This is a genomic window from Roseitalea sp. MMSF_3546, assembly GCF_030732865.1.
Classification (GTDB): domain Bacteria; phylum Pseudomonadota; class Alphaproteobacteria; order Rhizobiales; family Rhizobiaceae; genus Roseitalea.
Genome location: NZ_JASHKB010000001.1, coordinates 58,602 through 77,129, shown reverse-complemented (window position 1 = coordinate 77,129; position 18,528 = coordinate 58,602). Strand labels below are relative to the sequence as shown.

Annotated in this window: 17 protein-coding genes; 10 read left to right on the top strand and 7 right to left on the bottom strand. The window is 66.3% G+C overall.

Going from position 1 to position 18,528, the window contains the following annotated elements; genetic code table 11:
* Positions 1-10: 10 nt before the first annotated feature.
* The 7 genes from hemJ to RBB34_RS00340 all read left to right on the top strand — a co-directional run bounded on the left by hemJ (position 11) and on the right by RBB34_RS00340 (position 7,808).
* Positions 11-556: a protoporphyrinogen oxidase HemJ gene (gene hemJ, locus RBB34_RS00370; protein ID WP_306117194.1), complete on the top strand. Its 546-nt coding sequence runs from the start codon at positions 11-13 to the stop codon at positions 554-556.
* 159 nt (positions 557-715) lie between these two features.
* The gene (gene rho, locus RBB34_RS00365) at positions 716-1,981 is read left to right on the top strand and encodes a transcription termination factor Rho (protein WP_306117193.1); all 1,266 of its coding nucleotides are present in this window, start codon (positions 716-718) and stop codon (positions 1,979-1,981) included.
* A gap of 129 nt (positions 1,982-2,110) precedes the next feature.
* Complete coding sequence (gene mnmE / locus RBB34_RS00360; protein ID WP_306117192.1) at positions 2,111-3,409, top strand: tRNA uridine-5-carboxymethylaminomethyl(34) synthesis GTPase MnmE; 1,299 nt, start codon at positions 2,111-2,113, stop codon at positions 3,407-3,409.
* 147 nt (positions 3,410-3,556) lie between these two features.
* On the top strand, positions 3,557-5,449 hold the full coding sequence (gene mnmG / locus RBB34_RS00355) for a tRNA uridine-5-carboxymethylaminomethyl(34) synthesis enzyme MnmG (RefSeq protein WP_306117191.1): 1,893 nt from the start codon (positions 3,557-3,559) through the stop codon (positions 5,447-5,449).
* Entirely contained in the window at positions 5,442-6,065 is a 624-nt protein-coding gene (rsmG, locus tag RBB34_RS00350) for a 16S rRNA (guanine(527)-N(7))-methyltransferase RsmG (RefSeq protein ID WP_306117190.1), read from the top strand. Before mnmG ends, rsmG begins: the two co-directional genes overlap by 8 nt.
* Before the next feature lie 35 nt (positions 6,066-6,100).
* Positions 6,101-6,892, top strand: a complete 792-nt coding sequence (locus RBB34_RS00345; RefSeq protein WP_306117189.1) for a ParA family protein — start codon at positions 6,101-6,103, stop codon at positions 6,890-6,892.
* Positions 6,893-6,932: 40 nt separating this feature from the next.
* Entirely contained in the window at positions 6,933-7,808 is an 876-nt protein-coding gene (locus tag RBB34_RS00340) for a ParB/RepB/Spo0J family partition protein (RefSeq protein ID WP_306117188.1), read from the top strand.
* 55 nt (positions 7,809-7,863) lie between these two features.
* Here the strand turns inward: RBB34_RS00340 and holA are convergent, their stop codons facing one another.
* The 3 genes from holA to leuS are packed head-to-tail and all read right to left on the bottom strand — an operon-like array spanning position 7,864 to position 12,043.
* Positions 7,864-8,898 carry a DNA polymerase III subunit delta gene (holA, locus tag RBB34_RS00335; RefSeq protein ID WP_306117187.1) on the bottom strand — a complete coding sequence of 345 codons (1,035 nt, stop codon included), beginning with the start codon at positions 8,896-8,898 and terminating at the stop codon, positions 7,864-7,866.
* A gap of 2 nt (positions 8,899-8,900) precedes the next feature.
* On the bottom strand, positions 8,901-9,431 hold the full coding sequence (locus RBB34_RS00330; protein ID WP_306117186.1) for an LPS assembly lipoprotein LptE: 531 nt from the start codon (positions 9,429-9,431) through the stop codon (positions 8,901-8,903).
* A 14-nt stretch (positions 9,432-9,445) separates the two neighbouring features.
* Positions 9,446-12,043, bottom strand: a complete 2,598-nt coding sequence (gene leuS, locus RBB34_RS00325) for a leucine--tRNA ligase (protein ID WP_306117185.1) — start codon at positions 12,041-12,043, stop codon at positions 9,446-9,448.
* Positions 12,044-12,180: 137 nt separating this feature from the next.
* On the opposite strand from leuS, the gene RBB34_RS00320 reads away from it, so the two are divergent.
* Together RBB34_RS00320 and RBB34_RS00315 are read left to right on the top strand one after the other, a co-directional pair.
* Positions 12,181-12,879 carry a YggS family pyridoxal phosphate-dependent enzyme gene (locus tag RBB34_RS00320; RefSeq protein WP_306117184.1) on the top strand — a complete coding sequence of 233 codons (699 nt, stop codon included), beginning with the start codon at positions 12,181-12,183 and terminating at the stop codon, positions 12,877-12,879.
* 284 nt (positions 12,880-13,163) lie between these two features.
* Positions 13,164-13,976 carry a lytic murein transglycosylase gene (locus RBB34_RS00315; protein ID WP_306117183.1) on the top strand — a complete coding sequence of 271 codons (813 nt, stop codon included), beginning with the start codon at positions 13,164-13,166 and terminating at the stop codon, positions 13,974-13,976.
* A gap of 97 nt (positions 13,977-14,073) precedes the next feature.
* Here the strand turns inward: RBB34_RS00315 and rpmF are convergent, their stop codons facing one another.
* Both rpmF and mtgA read right to left on the bottom strand, forming a co-directional pair.
* A complete protein-coding gene (gene rpmF, locus RBB34_RS00310) occupies positions 14,074-14,256 on the bottom strand; it encodes a 50S ribosomal protein L32 (protein WP_306117182.1) in 183 nt (60 codons plus the stop codon).
* A gap of 156 nt (positions 14,257-14,412) precedes the next feature.
* Positions 14,413-15,117, bottom strand: coding sequence for a monofunctional biosynthetic peptidoglycan transglycosylase (mtgA, locus tag RBB34_RS00305; RefSeq protein WP_306117181.1), 705 nt, complete (start codon positions 15,115-15,117; stop codon positions 14,413-14,415).
* Between the two features lie 321 nt (positions 15,118-15,438).
* Here mtgA and RBB34_RS00300 point away from each other — a divergent pair, with 321 nt between their 5' ends.
* Positions 15,439-16,344, top strand: coding sequence for a polyprenyl synthetase family protein (locus RBB34_RS00300; protein WP_306117180.1), 906 nt, complete (start codon positions 15,439-15,441; stop codon positions 16,342-16,344).
* Between the two features lie 6 nt (positions 16,345-16,350).
* Here RBB34_RS00300 and RBB34_RS00295 read toward each other — a convergent pair whose 3' ends face one another.
* Complete coding sequence (locus RBB34_RS00295; RefSeq protein WP_306117179.1) at positions 16,351-17,229, bottom strand: lytic transglycosylase domain-containing protein; 879 nt, start codon at positions 17,227-17,229, stop codon at positions 16,351-16,353.
* On the bottom strand, positions 17,216-18,484 hold the full coding sequence (gene ispG / locus RBB34_RS00290; protein ID WP_306117458.1) for a flavodoxin-dependent (E)-4-hydroxy-3-methylbut-2-enyl-diphosphate synthase: 1,269 nt from the start codon (positions 18,482-18,484) through the stop codon (positions 17,216-17,218). Before ispG ends, RBB34_RS00295 begins: the two co-directional genes overlap by 14 nt.
* Positions 18,485-18,528 lie beyond the last annotated feature (44 nt).

Genomic DNA, 18,528 nt, shown 5'->3' with positions numbered 1-18,528 from the left:
GGAGCACGATGTGAGCGCGGAAGCCCGTGAGACCGGCGCGCAGAAGGGGCGCAAGGCGGCAATGCGCGCGGCGATGGCGCTGGTCGCGTTTCTGGCGCTGGCGGCGTTCGTGTTCGTGTTGTCGCCCGCGGCTCGCTATGACTGGGCCAGGGCGGTCCATGTGATCGCGATCATATCCTGGATGGCGGGCATGCTCTATCTGCCGCGCCTGTTCGTCTATCATTGCGACGCCGAGCCCGGCTCGGTGCAGGCGCAGACCTTCGTCGTCATGGAACGGCGGCTGCTGAAGGTCATCATGCTGCCGGCCATGCTGGTGTCGTGGGCATTCGGCCTGTGGCTCGCCTGGGCGGGCAGTTTCTGGCTGGCGCCCTGGTTCGTGCTGAAGATGGTCGCGGTGCTGGCGATGACGGCGGCGCATGGCTATCTGGCGCGGTCGGCGCGGCATTTCGCCGAAGGCACCAACACGCGCAGCGCGGGGCACTGGCGCATGGTCAACGAGGTGCCGACGCTCGCGATGATCGCGGCGGTGATCCTGGTGATCGTCAAGCCGTTGTGATCGGACGCTCGCGATCGGAGGGGTCCGCGCGGTTTCGGCGCGGCGCGTCTTGAAATCGGCACAAAGAGCCCGTAAATGGCGCAACAGGCGGTCGCCGCACTTCTTCCTTCCCCTGCGCGTATTCTGCTGCCTTCTCCTTTTTCCTGACCAGGTTCGACCATGGAACAGATGAAGCTACACGATTTGCAACAGAAATCGGCGCCCGAGCTCGTCGAATTCGCAGAGAGCGTGGAAGTGGAAAACGCCAGTGTCCTGCGCAAGCAGGAATTGATGTTCGCCATTCTCAAGCGCATGGCGGCCGATGAGGTCGAAATCATCGGCGAAGGCGTTGTCGAGGTCTTGCAGGACGGTTTCGGGTTTCTACGCTCGGCGAGCGCCAACTATCTGCCTGGTCCGGACGACATCTATATCTCTCCCTCGCAGATCCGCCGTTTTTCGCTGAAGACGGGTGATACGGTTCAAGGCACGATCCGCGCGCCCAAGGACGGCGAACGCTACTTCGCGCTTCTCAAGGTCAACACGATCAATTTCGAGGATCCCGAGAAGATCCGCCACAAGAGCCATTTCGACAACCTCACGCCGCTCTATCCCGATCAGCGGATCAACATGGAGGTCGAAAACCGGCAGACCAAGGATCTGTCATCCCGGGTGATCGATCTCATCGCGCCGCTGGGCAAGGGCCAGCGCGGGCTGATCGTGGCGCCGCCGCGCACCGGCAAGACGGTTCTGCTGCAGAACATCGCCCATTCGATCACCGCCAACCATCCCGAATGCTATCTGATCGTCCTGCTGATCGACGAGCGGCCCGAGGAGGTCACGGACATGCAGCGCTCGGTCAATGGCGAGGTCGTGTCGTCGACCTTCGACGAGCCGGCGTCGCGGCACGTGCAGGTCGCCGAGATGGTCATCGAGAAGGCCAAGCGGCTCGTCGAGCACGGCCGGGACGTTGTGATCCTGCTCGATTCGATCACGCGCCTGGGCCGGGCCTACAACACGGTGGTGCCCTCGAGCGGCAAGGTGCTGACCGGCGGTGTCGATGCCAATGCCCTGCAGCGGCCCAAGCGGTTCTTCGGCGCGGCGCGCAATATCGAGGAAGGCGGATCGCTGACCATCATCGCGACCGCCCTGATCGATACCGGCAGCCGCATGGACGAGGTGATCTTCGAGGAGTTCAAGGGGACCGGCAATTCGGAGATCGTGCTCGACCGCAAGGTGGCGGACAAGCGTATCTTCCCGGCGATGGATATCCTCAAGTCCGGCACGCGCAAGGAGGACCTGCTGGTGCCACGGTCCGACCTACAGAAGATTTTCGTGCTGCGCCGCATCCTGGCGCCGATGGGGACGACGGATGCGATCGAGTTCCTGATAGACAAGCTGCGCCAGACCAAGAACAATGCCGAGTTCTTCGATTCGATGAACGCCTGATATCGATTCGTTTGCGGAACGAAGAGTTCATCACGCCTATCCGATTCGTTTCCGCAACGAATTTCTCGGTGGCCGCGACACCATGCATCGGATCTGTCGGCCGACCATCCGATTCGGGGGCGCAACGATATGGACACGATCATTGCCCTTTCGAGCGGCGCGCCGCCCAGCGGCGTGGCGGTGATCCGCATCTCGGGGCCGGGTGCCGGACCCGTGGTGGAGCGATTGTGCGGGTCCGTGCCCGAACCCCGCATGGCGAGCCTGCGGGCGTTACGCGATCCGGATGGATCGCTTATCGATCGCGGGATCGTGGTGTGGATGCCGGGGCCGGCGAGCTTCACCGGCGAGGATTCGGCGGAATTGCAGCTTCACGGCAGTCGCGCCGTCATCGACCGTGTGCTCGAACTGGCGACCGCCCAGACCGGTGTGCGGCTGGCGGAGGCCGGGGAATTCGCCCGCCGCGCCTTTGCCAATGGCAAGCTGGACCTGACCGCCGCCGAAGGGCTTGGCGATCTTATCGCCGCCGAAACGGAAGCGCAGCGGCGCTTCGCCGTGCAGCAGGCCGAGGGAACCCATGGAGCGCTCTATGCGGCATGGCGTGATCGGTTGCTGCATGCGCGGGCGATGATCGAGGCGGAGATCGATTTTGCCGACGAAGATGACGTGCCGGGGTCGGTCGCCAATCGGATCTGGGGCGATATGGCGGCGCTGCGCGAGGAGATCGGCCGTCATCTTGGCGCCGAGAAACGCGGCACGATGATGCGTTCGGGCTTTCAGATCGTGATCGTGGGACAGCCCAATGCGGGCAAGTCGACGCTTCTGAACGCGCTTTCGGGCAGCGATCGGGCGATCGTTTCGTCGGAACCGGGGACCACGCGCGATATCGTCGAGGTTCGGCTCGATCTGGGCGGATATCTGGTTGTCCTGGCCGATACGGCCGGGCTGCGCGAAGCCGATGGGGTTGTCGAACAGGAAGGCATCCGGCGCGCTCGGGCCCGGGCACGGGATGCCGATCTGGTGTTGCAGCTCTCCGAAGGCGATGGCTTCGACGATCTCGACCTGCCGGCCGCGGTTCCGGTCTGGCGCATTGCGACGAAAACCGATCGGGGTCGGTCGGCCGCCGACGCCGATCTTGGCATCAGCGCCCTGACCGGTGACGGTGTCGATGTTCTGCTGACCCGGTTGACGGCGATGATCGGGGAACGGGCGGGCTCGGTTGTCGATGTGGCGCCGAGCCGGGCGCGCCATGTGGGTCATCTGCGGGCCTGTGCCGAGGCCTTGACCCGCGCTTGTGACGGTGGCGCGGCGGTGGAACTGCGGGCCGAGGATCTGCGTATCGCGGCCGAGGCGCTCGGCAAGATCACCGGGGCCATCGATGTGGAAGAGGTGCTCGGCGAGATTTTCGGCGCATTCTGCATCGGCAAGTGATTCACGTGAAACATCACCGAACGCGGCGCTGGCCAGGTTATGGGCCTAGAAGGCGGACTGCGTGTTTCACGTGAAACAGCGTGGCTCTTGACGCGGCGGCGCGATCGGGCCAAGTCGTCGCCATTGGCTTGAAGCGGAGTGCGGTCGATGACCGACAGCTATGACGTCATCATTGTGGGCGGCGGCCATGCCGGCGTCGAAGCCGCACGGGCGGCCGCGTCCACCGGGGCGCGCACGGCGCTCGTCACGCATCGGTTCGACACGATCGGCGTGATGTCCTGCAATCCGGCCATTGGCGGGCTTGGCAAGGGTCATCTGGTGCGCGAGATCGACGCCCTGGACGGGCTGATGGGCCGCGTTGCGGACGCGGCCGGTATCCAGTTCCGGCTGCTCAATCGGCGCAAGGGTCCGGCGGTGCGAGGCCCGCGAACCCAGGCCGACCGCAAGCTCTATCGCCAGGCCATGCAGACTGAAATCCGAGCCATGGACGGCCTCGATGTCGTCGAGGCCGAGGTGGCGGCACTGCATTTCGACAGGCCGGGGCGCGTCGCCGGAATCGTCACCGGAAGCGGCGAGGCGATCCGCGCCGGCGCCGTGGTGCTGACGACCGGCACGTTCCTGCGGGGCATGATCCATATCGGCGAGCGGTCCTTCGCCGCCGGGCGCATGGGCGAGCAGCCAAGCATCGGCCTTGCCGAACAGCTCGCCGCGCTCAACGTTCCGCTCGGCCGGCTGAAGACGGGTACGCCGCCCCGGCTCGACGGATGCACGATCGTCTGGGACCGTCTCGAGCGGCAGGAGGCGGACGATGATCCGGTTCCCTTCTCCTATCTGACCGGGTCGATTGCCAATCCGCAGATTGCCTGCGGCGTGACGCGCACGACCGAGGCAACGCATGCGCTCATTCGCGATAATATCGAGCGGTCCGCGATGTATTCGGGTCGGATCGAAGGCGTGGGACCGCGCTATTGCCCGTCGATCGAGGACAAGGTGGTCAGGTTCGGTGACCGCGACGGACACCAGGTCTTTCTCGAGCCGGAGGGGCTGGATGACGACACGGTGTATCCGAACGGCATTTCCACGTCGCTGCCGGAGGATGTCCAGCATGCGTTGCTGGCGACGATCGCCGGCCTCGAACAGGCGGTGATCGTGCAGCCGGGTTACGCGATCGAGTATGACTATGTCGATCCGCGTGCGCTGCATCCAAGCCTGGCGCTGCGCGGCGTCGAGGGATTTTATCTTGCCGGGCAGATCAATGGCACGACCGGCTACGAGGAGGCCGCGGCACAAGGGCTTGTCGCCGGGCTCAACGCGGCGCGGTTTGCCGGCGGCGCGGATCCGGTGCTGTTCAGCCGGGCGGAAAGCTATATCGGGGTGCTGATCGACGATCTGACGTCGCGGGGCGTGTCCGAGCCCTACCGGATGTTCACGTCGCGCGCCGAATACCGGCTTTCGCTGCGGATCGACAATGCCGATATGCGTCTGACACCGCTGGCGATCGAAACCGGGCTGGCGTCCGATGCCCGAAAGATCCATTTCCAAGCGGCGCGGGAAGCGCTCGAGGCGGGCCGGCAGCGGGTGAAGTCAGTGTCGGTAACGCCGCAGGAGGCAAACCGATTCGGACTCGAAATCAATCATGACGGGGTGCGCCGGTCGGCCTACGATCTGCTGGCCTATCCGCGGGTCGTTTTCGTCGATCTGATACGGATCTGGCCCGAACTGGAAAGCATCGATGCGAAGATTCGCGAGCGGCTGGAGATCGAGGCGCAATATGCCGTCTATATGGAACGGCAGGCGGCGGACATCGCGGCCGTCAAGCGCGATGAGGGCATGGCAATACCGGCCGATCTCGACTATGGGCGGATTGCCGGCCTTTCGAACGAGCTGCGCGACAAGCTGGCTGCCCGCAAGCCGGCAAGCATGGCCGAGGCGCAGCGGATCGACGGTATGACGCCGGCGGCATTGGCGCTATTGGCGATGCATTTTCGCGTGATGCAGGGTCCTTGCGCCGTGGCGGAGCCGAAGGCGGCGAATGGTTAGCGTCCGGGCACTGGAACCGGGCGGTGTTTCACGTGAAACGGCGAAGCGGCTCGAGAATTTCGCGGCGCTGTTCGAGACGTGGTCGTCGCGCATCAATCTGGCGGCGCCGTCGACCAGCCCCGAGCTATGGTCGCGTCATATCGCAGACAGCGCACAGCTTCTTGAGCTCAGGCCCGATGCGCGTCATTGGGTCGATCTGGGCAGCGGCGGCGGCTTCCCTGGCCTTGTGATCGCGATCCTGCTGTCCGACAGCACCGAAGCCCGTGTCGATCTGATCGAGAGCAATCGCAGGAAAGCGGCCTTTCTGCAGACGGTCAGAGCGCGTTGCGCGCCCGTGGCGCGCGTGCATCCGGTCCGGATCGAGGACGCGATCCCTTCCATTCCGGCGCCGCAGATCGTCACCGCTCGCGCGCTTGCGCCGTTGCCCCGCCTGTTGGCGCTCGCGGAGCCCTGGCTGACCGGCTCGACGGTGGCGCTGTTTCACAAAGGCCGTGGATATGCCGCCGAAGTCAAAGAAAGCCGTGCCGGCTGGGCCTTCGATCTGATAGAACATCGCAGCAAGGTCGCAGCGGATTCCGTGATCCTGGAGATCGCCAATCTGCGTGCGCTGCGATAACCATGCCGGATGGCGGGCGTGCTTCGGAGTTTTCGATGGCAAAATCACCGCGCGTGATCACCATTGCCAATCAGAAGGGCGGCGTCGGCAAGACGACCACCGCCATCAATCTGGCCACGGCGCTCGCCGCCATCGGCGAAACCGTGCTGATCGTCGATGTCGACCCGCAGGGCAATGCCAGCACCGGGCTCGGCATCGACCGCGACGACCGCACCGTTTCGGCCTATGACGTGCTGCTGGGCGACGCGACGGCCTGCGAAGCGGCCATCGCCACGGCCGTGCCCGGCCTGTCCATCGTGCCGTCGACCATGGATCTGCTCGGCGTCGAAATGGAAATCGCCACGGCGCGCGACCGCGTCTTCCGATTGCGCAATGCGCTCGAAAAGGACGATGTGCGCCGCTTCACCTATGTGCTGGTCGACTGCCCGCCATCGCTGAACCTTCTGACGCTGAACGCCATGGCCGCGGCGGATTCGCTGCTGGTGCCGTTGCAGTGCGAGTTCTTCGCGCTCGAAGGCCTCAGCCAGCTTCTGAAGACCGTCGAGCAGGTGCGCGGGTCCGTCAACGCGGAACTGACGATCCAGGGGATCGTGCTGACCATGTATGACCGGCGCAACAATCTGGCCAATCAGGTCGTCGACGATGTGCGCGCCCATATGGGCACGGCGGTCTACAACACAGTGATTCCGCGCAATGTGCGCCTGTCCGAAGCGCCGTCCTACGGCAAGCCGGCGATCCTGTACGACCTGCAATGCGCGGGAAGTCAGGCCTATCTCAACCTCGCCTCGGAGGTCATCCAGCGCGAGAAACAGGCGCGGGCGGCCTAAGCCATTTTGGATTCGCAGTCGAAACGAAACGGGCATCACCATGGCAGATGACAGATCGAGCAAGCGGCTGGGGCGAGGTCTGGCGGCGCTGATCGGCGAGATGGACCAGCCCGAATCGGCCACCGAGCCGGTGGTCAGGGAGGATCGGGCCGTGCCGATCGAGCTCGTTTCGCCGAACCCGAACAATCCCCGGCGCGCCTTTTCGCAGACCGAGATCGACGAACTTGCAAGCTCGCTGCGCGAGCATGGGCTGATCCAGCCGATCGTGGTTCGTACGGCGCGCGGGCGCGATGGCTACGAGATCGTGGCCGGCGAGCGACGCTGGCGGGCGGCGCAGCGCGCCGGGCTGCTCGACATTCCGGTCATCATCCGCGATGTCGACGACAAGGCGGCGCTGGAGCTCGCCATCGTCGAGAATGTCCAGCGCGCCGATCTCAACCCGATCGAGGAGGCAGCGGGCTATCAGCAGCTCATCGACGAACACGGCTACACGCAAGCCGATCTGGGCGACGTGATCGGTAAGAGCCGCAGCCATGTCGCCAACACGCTGCGCCTGCTGAAGCTGCCCCAAGATGTGCAAGCTCTGGTGGCGGACGGTTCGCTGTCCTCGGGCCATGCACGCTGCCTGGTCACCGCCGCGGACCCGATGGCGCTTGCCCGTCGCATCGTCGAGGAGGGGCTTTCGGTGCGCCAGGCCGAGGCGCTGGCCCAGGTCCCGGCCGGCGACAAGGCCGCAAATGGCGGCAAGGCGAAACCGGACAAGGATGCCGATACGCTGTCGCTCGAAAAGGCGCTGTCGGACGCGACGGGCTATCGCGTGGCGATCAGTCACGGCGCCAAAGGCGGCGAGGTGCGGATTCGCTATCGCTCGCTCGAACAGCTCGACGATCTGTGCCGCCTGCTGCAGAGGCAGTGAACCGGACCAATTCGTTCGATTCGATTCGCGGCCGAAACCAGTGGCCGGCCGGTGATCAGCGGCGGCGCGCGCTCTGTATGGCCAGCGCCATCAGCGTGATGTGCAGGATGTTGCGTTCGAGATTGCGGCTGCGGCGGGCCTGCAGTACCGCATCCTGCAGGCGCTGAAGCGCGGCACGGATGGCCTGTGGCGGCCAGCGTTGCAGGGCCGTCTCGATCAGCTTGCGACGGGCGAAGAAGACCGGCGGCCTGGCCGAGGCGACCACGGCGGCCGCGCTCTTGTTGTGTGCGTGCATGTCGTGCCGCAGCCGGTCGAGAAGCTGGAACTGGCGGATCAGCACGGCGAACAGCACCGAGGGTGCGCCGCCGGCGCCGTCGAACTTGGTCATGGCGCGGTCGAAACCGGGCAGATCGCCGGCGAGCACGGCATCGCTGACATCGTCATAGGCGAGCGCGGAGGCATCGCCGCTGATCGCGCGGACATCGTCGAGCGTCACGGCCGGCTGGCCCTCGGTATAGAGCAGGACCTTTTCGAGTTCGTTGCGCGTGGCGCGCCGGTCGCCGCCGAGATGGCCAACCAGAAACTGCCGGGCGTCGAGTTCGAGCCTGCGGCCCGCCGCCTCGAAGGTCTCGTCGACCAGGCGCTGGATCCCGCGCTCATTGTCCGCATAGCACGGCAGGGCGAGGCCGGCCCCGGCGCGCTCGACCGTGGTGCGCAGACCGGCGCCCTTCTTCAGATCGCCGGCCTCGATGACGACGGTAGTCCGGGGCGGCGGATCGGCGAGCAGCGTGTCGAGCTGGGCGGTGAGCGCGCGATCATTGCCGACGCCGCGCAGCCAGATGAGCCGGTCGCCGCCGAACATGGCGACCGTGTAGGCTTCGTTGAGGAGCCGTTCGGGATCGGCGGCAAAGCCGTCGGCGTCGAGGCGGATCGCGCTGAACGGGTCGTCGAGCGCCACGCCGCTTGCGGCGGCGAGCCGGCGGCCGCGTTCCGTCACCAGGCCATGGTCGGGGCCATAGACGAGATAGACCGTGTAGCCGGCCGGCTTGCGCAGAAAGGCGTCGACCTCGTTGGCCTTGAGCTGGGCCACCGCTAGCCCGTGCGGCCGCTGGCCAGCCGTGCGGCGACGACCGCGTGAAGCTGCCGGGCGAGCACCCGGGCGGCGCGGTTTTCGGCATCGCGCAGGGCGCGCCGATTGGCGAACTCCTGTGTCGTCACGTCGATCGAGGCGGCGGCCCGGCGGGTCTCTTCGAGCACAACCGCCCCATCCTCGGCGCGCCGCAGCGTCAAAGTGCCGGTCACCGTTACCCGGCGCGCGGTGACGTCGACCTCGCCGGGCATGGCGATGGTGTCGAGCAGATCGTCGGTGTCGGCGGTGACATCGAGCGTGGCGAGGTAAAGCGGCGCCATGGTCGTGGCGCTGCCGCCCCGCAGCAGGAAGATCAGCTCGTTGCGCACCTTCAGGGCAAGCCGGTTATCGACCTCTTCGACGGCAATGGACGACAGCGTCGAAGACACGCCCGCGTCCGGTGCGCCGGACTGGTAGAGCGGCTGCACCGTGCAGCCGGCGGCGAACAGCAGTCCGGCGAGGATCGTGCCTGTCCATCTGCGCGCGCGGACCATGCTCACCCTCCCCGTCATGCCACGATGTTGACGATACGGTCGGGGACGACGATGACCTTCTTGGGGTCGTTGCCGTCAAGATGGCGCCGGACGAAGTCCTGCGACAGCGCAAAGCTCTCCACATCGGACTTGTCGGCGCCGCGGGCGACGGCGATCTCGCCACGGCGCTTGCCGTTGATCTGCACCGGCAGGGTGACGGTGTCGTCGGCGGTCAGCGCGGGGTCGAATGCCGGCCAGCGGCTGGCCGCGACGAGCCCGTCATGGCCGAGCGCCTGCCAGCATTCCTCGGCCAGATGCGGGGCGATCGGTGCGACGAGCTGGACGAGGATCGACAGGCACTCATGCGCGGCGGCCCTGTCGGCCGGTACATCGGCGCCCGTCGCCTTGTCGAGTGCCGGGGCGATGGCGTTGACCAGTTCGTGGATGCGGGCGATCGCCTTGTTGAAGGCGAGCCGCTCGAAGTCCTCGCCCACGCCCTTGAGCGCCTTGTGCGTGGCGCGGCGCATGGCGAGGGCCTCGCCCTGCGCGCCGGAGGGATCGCCCGGTGCGATCGTCCCGGCGGCCCCGGCAATGATGCGCCAGACGCGCTGGATGAAGCGATGGGCGCCCTCGGCCCCGGCGTCGGTCCATTCGACGTCGCGATCGGGCGGGGAATCGGACAGCATGAACCAGCGCGCCGTGTCGGCGCCATAGCTCTGGGTGATGTCCTCGGGCCCGATCGTGTTCTTCTTGGACTTGGACATCTTCTCGAGATGGCCGATGGTCAGCTCTTCACCGGTCTCGGCGTCGAAGGCCTGACGCAAGTCGTCGCGCGTTTCGATTCGGACCCGTGACGGTTCGACCCAGCTGCCGTCGGCGGCGCGGTAGGTCTCGTGGACGACCATGCCCTGGGTGAACAGCCCCTTGAAGGGCTCGTTGACGGCCATGTGGCCGGTGCGGCTCATCGCACGGGCGAAGAAGCGCGAATACAGCAGATGCAGGATCGCGTGCTCGATGCCGCCGATATACTGGTCGACGGGCAGCCAGGCATTGGCGGCCTCGGGATCGGTCGGACTGTCCGCATGCGGCGCAGTGAAGCGGGCGAAGTACCAGGACGAGTCGACGAAGGTGTCCATGGTGTCGGTCTCGCGCCGCGCCGGCTCGCCGCATTCGGGGCAATCGACATGTTTCCAGGTCGGGTGATGGTCGAGCGGGTTGCCCGGCTGCTCGAAGCTGATGTCGTCGGGCAGGATCACGGGCAGATCCGCCTGGGGCACGGGCACCAGGCCGCAGCTTTCGCAGTGGACAATCGGTATCGGGCAGCCCCAATAGCGCTGGCGCGAAATGCCCCAGTCGCGCAGGCGGAATCGCGTCACGCCACGGCCCTTGCCCTGCGCCTCGAACCAGTCGATGGTGCGGTCGATCCCTTCCTCGCTGGAGGCTTCGCCAATCCCGGCAAAATGGTCGACATAGACAACCGTGTCGGTCTTGGGCGGCACGAGCGCCTCGTCTTCGACCGGCGTCCGGTCCCCCGGCAGAAAGAACGCGTTGCGGACCGGCAGGCCGTATTTGTGCGCGAAATCGAGATCGCGCTGGTCATGCGCCGGGCAGCCGAAGACCGCCCCGGTTCCGTAGTCCATCAGGACGAAATTGCCGACCCAGACCGGCAGCAGACGATCCTCGGCGGGATGATGGACGGTCAGTCCGGTATCGAAGCCGCGCTTTTCGGCTTTTTCCAGCGCCTCTTCCGACGTTCCTGTCCGTCGGCATTCGGCGTTGAATGCCGCAAGATCGGCGTTGTCCGCTTCAAGCGCGATCGAAAGGGGATGGTCGGGCGAAATCGCCACGAAGCTTGCGCCATGCAGCGTATCGGGCCTTGTCGAATAGCAGTCGATCGCCTGGTGGCCGTGCACCGGCGTCATCAGATGGAAGGGGATCTCGAGGCCGCGCGACTTGCCGATCCAGTTGCGCTGCATGGTGCGCACCTTTTCGGGCCACTCCTCCAGCGTGTCGATGGCGTCGAGCAGGTCCTGCGCGTAGTCGGTGATCCTGAACACCCATTGCGCGAGTTCGCGCTGTTCCACCGGCGCGCCCGAGCGCCAGCCCTTGCCGTCGATGACCTGTTCGTTGGCAAGCACGGTCTGGTCGACCGGATCCCAGTTCACCTTCGAGACGCGACGCCCCACCAGCCCGGCGCCAAGGAAGTCGAGGAACAGCCGCTGCTGGCGATGATAGTAGTCGACGTCGCAGGTGGCGAACTCGCGGCTCCAGTCGATCGAAAGGCCCATGAGCTTGAGCTGGCCGCGCATGGTCTCGATGTTCTTGTAGGTCCAGTCGCGCGGATGCACCCTGTTCTGCATCGCCGCGTTCTCGGCGGGCATGCCGAAGGCGTCCCAGCCCATCGGGTGCAGCACGTTGTAGCCGATGGCCCGCTTGTAGCGGGCGACCACGTCGCCCATGGCGTAGTTGCGCGTGTGCCCGATATGAATGCGCCCGGACGGATAGGGAAACATCTCCAGCACATAGTATTTCGGCCGGGGATCGTCATTGTCGGTGGCGAAGATGCCGGCCTCGTCCCAGGCCCTTTGCCATTTGGGTTCGGCGGTGCGGGGATTGTATCTCTGCGTGCTCATCAATGCTGGAAATCCGGACGAGACCGATGAATTGGGCGGCTTGAAATCGGGGCGTGTCCATGCACTTAACCGTGCAATGTCGCGCCGGTGTCATGCCGGCAAAAGCGCACAGCGTCAACCACGGCCGGGAACCGCACATGCACAGCCAGCACGAACCGCCCGACGCGGCCGGGCAGGTCGAAACCGTCACCCGCTTTCGGCAGGTCGTCGAGGCGGTCGGCAAGGCCGCGCGGGCGGCCGGGCGCGACCCGCAGGCGGTGACGCTGGTCGCGGTAACCAAGACCTTCGATGCCGCGGCGATCCGACCTGTTCTGGATTGCGGCCATCGCGTGTTCGGCGAGAACCGCGTACAGGAAGCGCAGGGCAAATGGCCGGCCCTGAAGGCGGACTATCGCGATATCGAGCTGCACCTGATCGGGCCGCTGCAATCGAACAAGGCGGCCGACGCGGTGGCGCTGTTCGACGTCATCGAATCGGTCGACCGGGAGAAGATCGCGCGCGCGCTGGCCAAGCAGATGGACAGGCAGGGCCGCCGCCCGCGGCTCTACATTCAGGTCAATACCGGCGAGGAGCCGCAAAAGGCCGGCGTGACGCCGGACGATCTTGGCGATTTCGTCGCCCTTTGCCGCGGCGAGCTCGAACTCGGAATCGAGGGCCTGATGTGCATTCCGCCGCTTGACGACAATCCCGGCCCGCATTTCGCGCTCTTGAAGAAACTCGCCGCCGAGAACGGCCTCGAGCGTCTGTCCATGGGCATGTCCGGCGATTTCGAGACCGCGATCGGGCTCGGTGCGACGAGCGTGCGGGTCGGCTCGGCGATTTTCGGTGCCCGATAGGCGCTTGTCGGGCGGGCGGCCTCTTTTTGGCTGACTTTTGAGCGCGAATACGGCAGAGTGTGACCGGGTCGGACCGTCGCGACGACCCGCACGGGGCGCCGTTCAGCCGACGAGAGGTCTTCTATGACGCCGAAATGGGTCCGATTTGGCGTTGCGGGCGGAGAAACGAAACCACTCGCGATCGTTGAGTGCAAACCCGATCCGGCGTCTGCAAGGGCCGGGCGCCTGTCCGTTCCGCCTTATCCGTGCCAACCTTCCGACAATGTTCATTTGCCGAGCTTGACATGCGCAAGATAGCCCTCGCCTTCGCCTTTGCCCTTGCCGTCCCCAGTGTTGCCGGGGCCGCCCAATGCATCACCAGCCAGAGCCAGTTCGGGGCCTTCAAGCAGACGCTGGCCCAGGAGGCCGCGGCGGCCGGCGTCGGCCAGCGCGGCATGCAGGCACTGCAGAATGCCGGACTGTCCGGCATCACCTGGCGCTTCGAATCGAACCCGGCTTCACAGACCGGGACCCGCCATCGCAGCCCCGAAGTGTTCCTCAAGAGCCGGTTTTCCAGCGTCAACTCGTTCATTTCCGGCGCGCAGCGGCGGCTGAACGGCAATGCCCGCCTGTTCCAGTCGCTCGAGAACCGCTATGGCGTCCCAGGCTCCATCCTGGTCGCGATCTGGGGCTATGAAACCTCGTGGGGCGGCTATACCGGCGACACGCCGATCGTCTCCGGCGCGGTGACGCTCGCATCCTATTGCCGCCGCCATCCGCGGTTCCGCGAGCATGCGATCGCCGCGCTGCGCCTTGTCGATCGCGGCGTGATTTCGGCCAACAGTCGCGGCGGCCCGTCGGGCGAACTCGGCCACATGCAGTTTCTCGCCGGCAACTGGATGCGCTTTGCCGTGGACGGCAATGGCGATGGTCGTGCCGACCCCAACAACGCGGCGGATTCGCTTGCCACCGCGGCAAACATGCTCAGCCGCTACGGCTGGCGCGCCGGCCAGCCCTTCACGCAGGGCTCGGCCAATTTCCGGGTGCTTTCGCGCTGGAACGACAGCGGCAACTACCAGCGCGCCATGGCCTATGCGGCCAGCCTGATCGACCAGTGATCGCGGTCGGCGGCCCGCTTCGGGACGCCGTTCACGGCAAACGCGAAAACCCGCGCCTGCACCACAGACGCGGGCGCTGTCGCGAATTGCGCGAGGATCAGTCTTCCTTGGGTGCCAGCACCTGACGACCGCGATACATGCCGGTCTTCAGGTCGATATGGTGCGGGCGCCGCAGTTCGCCCGACGCCTTGTCCTCGACATAGCTCGGGTTCTTGAGCGCATCGCTGGAACGGCGCATGCCGCGCTTGGCGCGGGTCACCTTTCGCTTGGGTACGGCCATGGTCTTTGCTCCAAATCGTCATGCGCATCGGCCGGGCTCCTTGCCAGCCCCGTCGGATAAGCCGTCATGCGCGGAAAAGTGACGGCGCTATACACAATAAGCGCGCCGTTTGAAAGATGGCCCGAGCAGATTCTTGGCCCGATCCGAGGCCCCGGCTTACTGGCTCAGGCAGCCGATATAGGCGCCCGACTGGCGCGCCCGACGGGCGATGACGCCGGCCACTTCGCGGTGATGCGCGCTGGGCCTGGCCGGATCGCGCATGTGCGGATTCGGCAGGGTCGTCGCCAGAAGCGCCGCCTGCATCGCGGTGATGTCGGACGGTTCCCGGTCGAAATGATGCTCGGCGGCCACCTGCACGCCGAACTGGCCCTGCGGCCCCCATTCGGCGATGTTCAGATAGATTTCCATGATCCGCTTTTTCGGCAGCACGAAATCGATCCAAAGCGCCAGCGGCACTTCCAGCGCCTTGCGCACATAGGATCGGTCGTTCCACAGAAACAGGTTCTTTGCGGTCTGCATGGTGATCGTCGAGGCGCCACGCGTGCGCTCCCCGTCCAGCGCATCGGAGATGACCATGTTCAGCGCGGCCCAGTCGATCCCGTCATGGGCGCAGAACTGCCCGTCCTCGGACATCATCACCGACTGGTACAGCGATGGGGCGATCTCGTCGAACTCCACCCATCGGCGCTCGACCGGTTCGCCGGCGAGCGCGCGCGAGAGCATCAAGGTGGATACCGGGCGCACATCCTCCACGCGATAGAGCAGCGCCAGCACAAAGGGCGTCAGCGCGATGGCGAAGAGCACCACAAGAGGAATGAGCACCCAGCGGCGCAGAAACCAGCGACGACGCGAACGCTTCACGGCTGCCGGTCGTGCCTGCCCGGCCGCGCCGCCGGAGGCGCCCGGACCGGGTTTCGCGGGTCGGCCGGCCTTGGCCCTTGCGCGCTTTTTCGGACGCCTTGCCGGTTCGCCGGACGATGAGGGATGGGTGTCGGTCACGGTCTTGTCGGCGGCCCCTGCTCGGCTCGATCGTGGTCGTCCCGTCATTGGCTTCCGACATATGCGTCCTGCCGGCGGCCGGGTCTATGCCAGTGTAACACGGACAGATCGGTTTTGGTTCGCATTTGTCGTTCTGCCCGACCCGAGCTTTGCGGCGGGATAATCGTCGAATATAGACGCCTCATGACCGATGTCTCCCTTTTCCGCTCCGCATTGGCCCAACGCGCCCAGGCCGTCGAGGCCTTTCTGGACAGTGCGATCACGCCGAACACGGTTGCCGGCGAGACGGTCCGGCCGGAGCGACTGGTCGCGGCGATGCGCCATGGTGTTCTCAATGGCGGCAAGCGGCTGCGGCCGTTTCTGGTGATGGAATGCAACGCGCTGCTTGGCGGCGTGGACGATGCGGCGCTGGCGATCGCGGCGGCGGTCGAATGCGTGCACTGCTATTCGCTGATCCATGACGATCTGCCGGCGATGGACGACGACGATCTGCGTCGCGGCGTGCCGACCGTGCATGTCGCCTTTGACGAGGCGACGGCGATCCTCGCCGGCGATGCCCTGCTGACGCTGTCCTTCGACCTGGCCGGACGCCGGCCGGCGGGGCTTTGCGTCGAAAAGGCCAACGCGCTCGTGGTCGCGCTGGCGCGCGCGGCGGGCCTGGGCGGCATGGCCGGCGGGCAGATGCTCGACCTTCAGCACGAGCACGGCGCGGTCGACCCGGCCATGGTCGAAACCATCCATGCCATGAAGACCGGTGCGCTGATCCGCTTTTCGTGCGAGGCGGGCGCGATCGTCGCGCGGCCGGATGCGCGGGAGACGATGCGCCGGTTGGGAGCGATCCTCGGGCTAGCGTTCCAGCTCGCCGACGATCTGCTCGATGTCACCGCCGATGCGGCGGCGATGGGCAAGGCGACCGGCAAGGACGCGGCGGCCGGCAAGCAGACGCTGGTCGGCCTGCACGGGGTCGACTGGGCGCGGCAGCGGCTCGACGCGCTGGTCAGCGAAGCCGACGCCCTGCTGGCGCCGTTCGGCGATAAGGCAGAAACGCTGCGCCAGGCGGCGCATTTCATCGCCCATCGCGGCTATTGACGGCGCTCAGTTCCTGATGACCATGCACGAGCCGCCACCGGCGCGGATGCGACCGCAAATGGCGTTGGCCTCGTTTCGGCTGTCGGCGCCCACGCGCACCACATAGAGCGGCTTCGGCCCACGCGCTGTCCTTTGCCGGCTCACGGCCATGGGCAGGTCGCGCAGGGCGCTGTCGTGTCGCGCCCTGATCCGCTGCCAGGACCGCATCGCGGCCGCGCGGCTGAAATTCCCCGCAAGCTGGATCGCCCAGGGCTTGTGCAGCGTCCCGGCCATCGGCACGGCGGCGGAACGGATCACGGGCAGCCGTTCGCAGGCCTGCCTGAAGGTCTTGCCGTCCTCGAGCGCGAGGTCGCGGATCGCGCGCTCGCGCGGGGCGAAGACCTCGGCCGGCTCGCCGGTAATGCGCAGCACATAGTTCTCCGTTTCGAGCGGCAGGTTGCTGCGGCCGGCCAGCCACCGGTCGACGCGATCCTCGCCGGCATTGTAGGCCGCGGCGGCAAGGCCCAGATTGCCGAAGCGCAGGCGCAACGCCGCCAGATAGGTGGCCGAGGCGGGCAGCGCCTGGCGCGGGTCGAAGCTGTCAGCCAGCCCGCGCCGCGCCGCCGTCGCCGGCATGAACTGGGCGATGCCCTCGGCCCCGGCGGGCGAGACCGCATTGGCGTCGAACCGGCTCTCGGTCCAGATCAGGCGCGCGAAATAGGCCGGAGGCAGACCATTGCGCGTTGCTTCGCGCTCGATGATGCCGCAAATCGCCGAATGGTCCACGGCGGCCGATTCTTCGGCGAACGCTCGTTCCGATTCGGCACCGTAACAGATCAATGCGGCAAGCAGCAGCGTCGCCACACGGTGCGTCAGCGCCGCTGCAAGAACCTCATGCGGCCGCATCCTCGTCGCCTGCCCTGCCGAAACGCGCCTCGATATAGTCGGCGACTATGGCCTCGAAATCGCCGGCGATGTCATCGCCGCGCAGCGTCGCCGCCTTCTTGCCGTCGATGAAGACCGGCGCGGCCGGCGATTCGCCGGTGCCGGGGAGCGAGATGCCGATATCGGCATGCTTGGACTCGCCCGGGCCGTTGACGATGCAGCCCATGACGGCGACCTTGAGCTCCTCGACGCCGGGATACTTGTCGCGCCAGACGGGCATGTTGCGGCGCAGGTCGTCCTCGATCTTGCGGGCGAGCTCCTGAAACACCGTCGAGGTCGTGCGTCCGCAGCCCGGGCAGGCGGCGACGACGGGCAGGAACTGGCGAAAGCCCATGGTCTGCAGCAGCTCCTGGGCGACCTGCACCTCGCGCGTCCTGTCGCCGTCCGGCTCTGGCGTCAGCGAGATGCGGATCGTGTCGCCGATCCCCTGCTGCAGCAGCACGGCCAGCGCGGCCGAGGAGGCGACGATGCCCTTCGAGCCCATGCCGGCCTCGGTCAGGCCCAGATGCAGGGCGTGATCGCACCGACCGGCAAGATCGGTATAGACGGCAATCAGATCCTGCACGCGGCTGACTTTGGCCGACAACAGGATCTTGTTGCGTGGCAGGCCGGTCTGCTCGGCGAGCTCGGCCGACAGCAGCGCCGACTGCACGATGGCCTCGCGCGTGACCTGGTCGGCCGACAGCGGGAAGCCCTTTTCCTGGTTTTCGTCCATCAGGCGCGTCAGCAGGTCCTGGTCGAGCGAGCCCCAGTTGACGCCGATGCGCACCGGCTTGTCGTGGCGGATCGCCATCTCCACGATCTCGATGAACTGCCGGTCGCGCTTGTCGCGAAAGCCGACATTGCCCGGATTGATGCGGTATTTCGCCAGTGCCTCGGCGCAGGCCGGGTGATCGGCAAGCAGCTTGTGGCCGATATAGTGGAAGTCGCCGACCAGCGGCACGTCGTGGCCGAGCCGTTCGAGCCGCTCGCGGATCCTCGGCACGGCGGCGGCGCTCTCGTCGCGGTCCACGGTTATGCGCACGACCTCCGAACCCGCCCTGTGCAGGGCGGCGCACTGGGCGACCGTGGCGTCGATGTCGGCGGTGTCGGTGTTGGTCATCGACTGGACCACGACCGGCGCATCGCCGCCAACGGTCACGCCGCCGACATCGACCGGCACGGATTTGCGGCGTGGCAGAGGCGCGGCGAGATAACCATCGGCATTGTTGTGCATCATGGTCCGGTTTTAGCGATTATGCGCCGCGATCGCAATCGGCA

Coding starts and splice junctions, on each gene's coding strand:
- rho (WP_306117193.1), top strand. CDS start 716: ATGGAACAGATGAAGCTACACGATTTGCAACAGAAATCGGCGCCCGAG.
- mnmE (WP_306117192.1), top strand. CDS start 2,111: ATGGACACGATCATTGCCCTTTCGAGCGGCGCGCCGCCCAGCGGCGTG.
- mnmG (WP_306117191.1), top strand. CDS start 3,557: ATGACCGACAGCTATGACGTCATCATTGTGGGCGGCGGCCATGCCGGC.
- rsmG (WP_306117190.1), top strand. CDS start 5,442: ATGGTTAGCGTCCGGGCACTGGAACCGGGCGGTGTTTCACGTGAAACG.
- RBB34_RS00345 (WP_306117189.1), top strand. CDS start 6,101: ATGGCAAAATCACCGCGCGTGATCACCATTGCCAATCAGAAGGGCGGC.
- RBB34_RS00340 (WP_306117188.1), top strand. CDS start 6,933: ATGGCAGATGACAGATCGAGCAAGCGGCTGGGGCGAGGTCTGGCGGCG.
- RBB34_RS00330 (WP_306117186.1), bottom strand. CDS start 9,431: ATGGTCCGCGCGCGCAGATGGACAGGCACGATCCTCGCCGGACTGCTG.
- leuS (WP_306117185.1), bottom strand. CDS start 12,043: ATGAGCACGCAGAGATACAATCCCCGCACCGCCGAACCCAAATGGCAA.
- RBB34_RS00320 (WP_306117184.1), top strand. CDS start 12,181: ATGCACAGCCAGCACGAACCGCCCGACGCGGCCGGGCAGGTCGAAACC.
- RBB34_RS00315 (WP_306117183.1), top strand. CDS start 13,164: ATGCGCAAGATAGCCCTCGCCTTCGCCTTTGCCCTTGCCGTCCCCAGT.
- rpmF (WP_306117182.1), bottom strand. CDS start 14,256: ATGGCCGTACCCAAGCGAAAGGTGACCCGCGCCAAGCGCGGCATGCGC.
- RBB34_RS00300 (WP_306117180.1), top strand. CDS start 15,439: ATGACCGATGTCTCCCTTTTCCGCTCCGCATTGGCCCAACGCGCCCAG.
- RBB34_RS00295 (WP_306117179.1), bottom strand. CDS start 17,229: ATGCGGCCGCATGAGGTTCTTGCAGCGGCGCTGACGCACCGTGTGGCG.
- ispG (WP_306117458.1), bottom strand. CDS start 18,484: ATGCACAACAATGCCGATGGTTATCTCGCCGCGCCTCTGCCACGCCGC.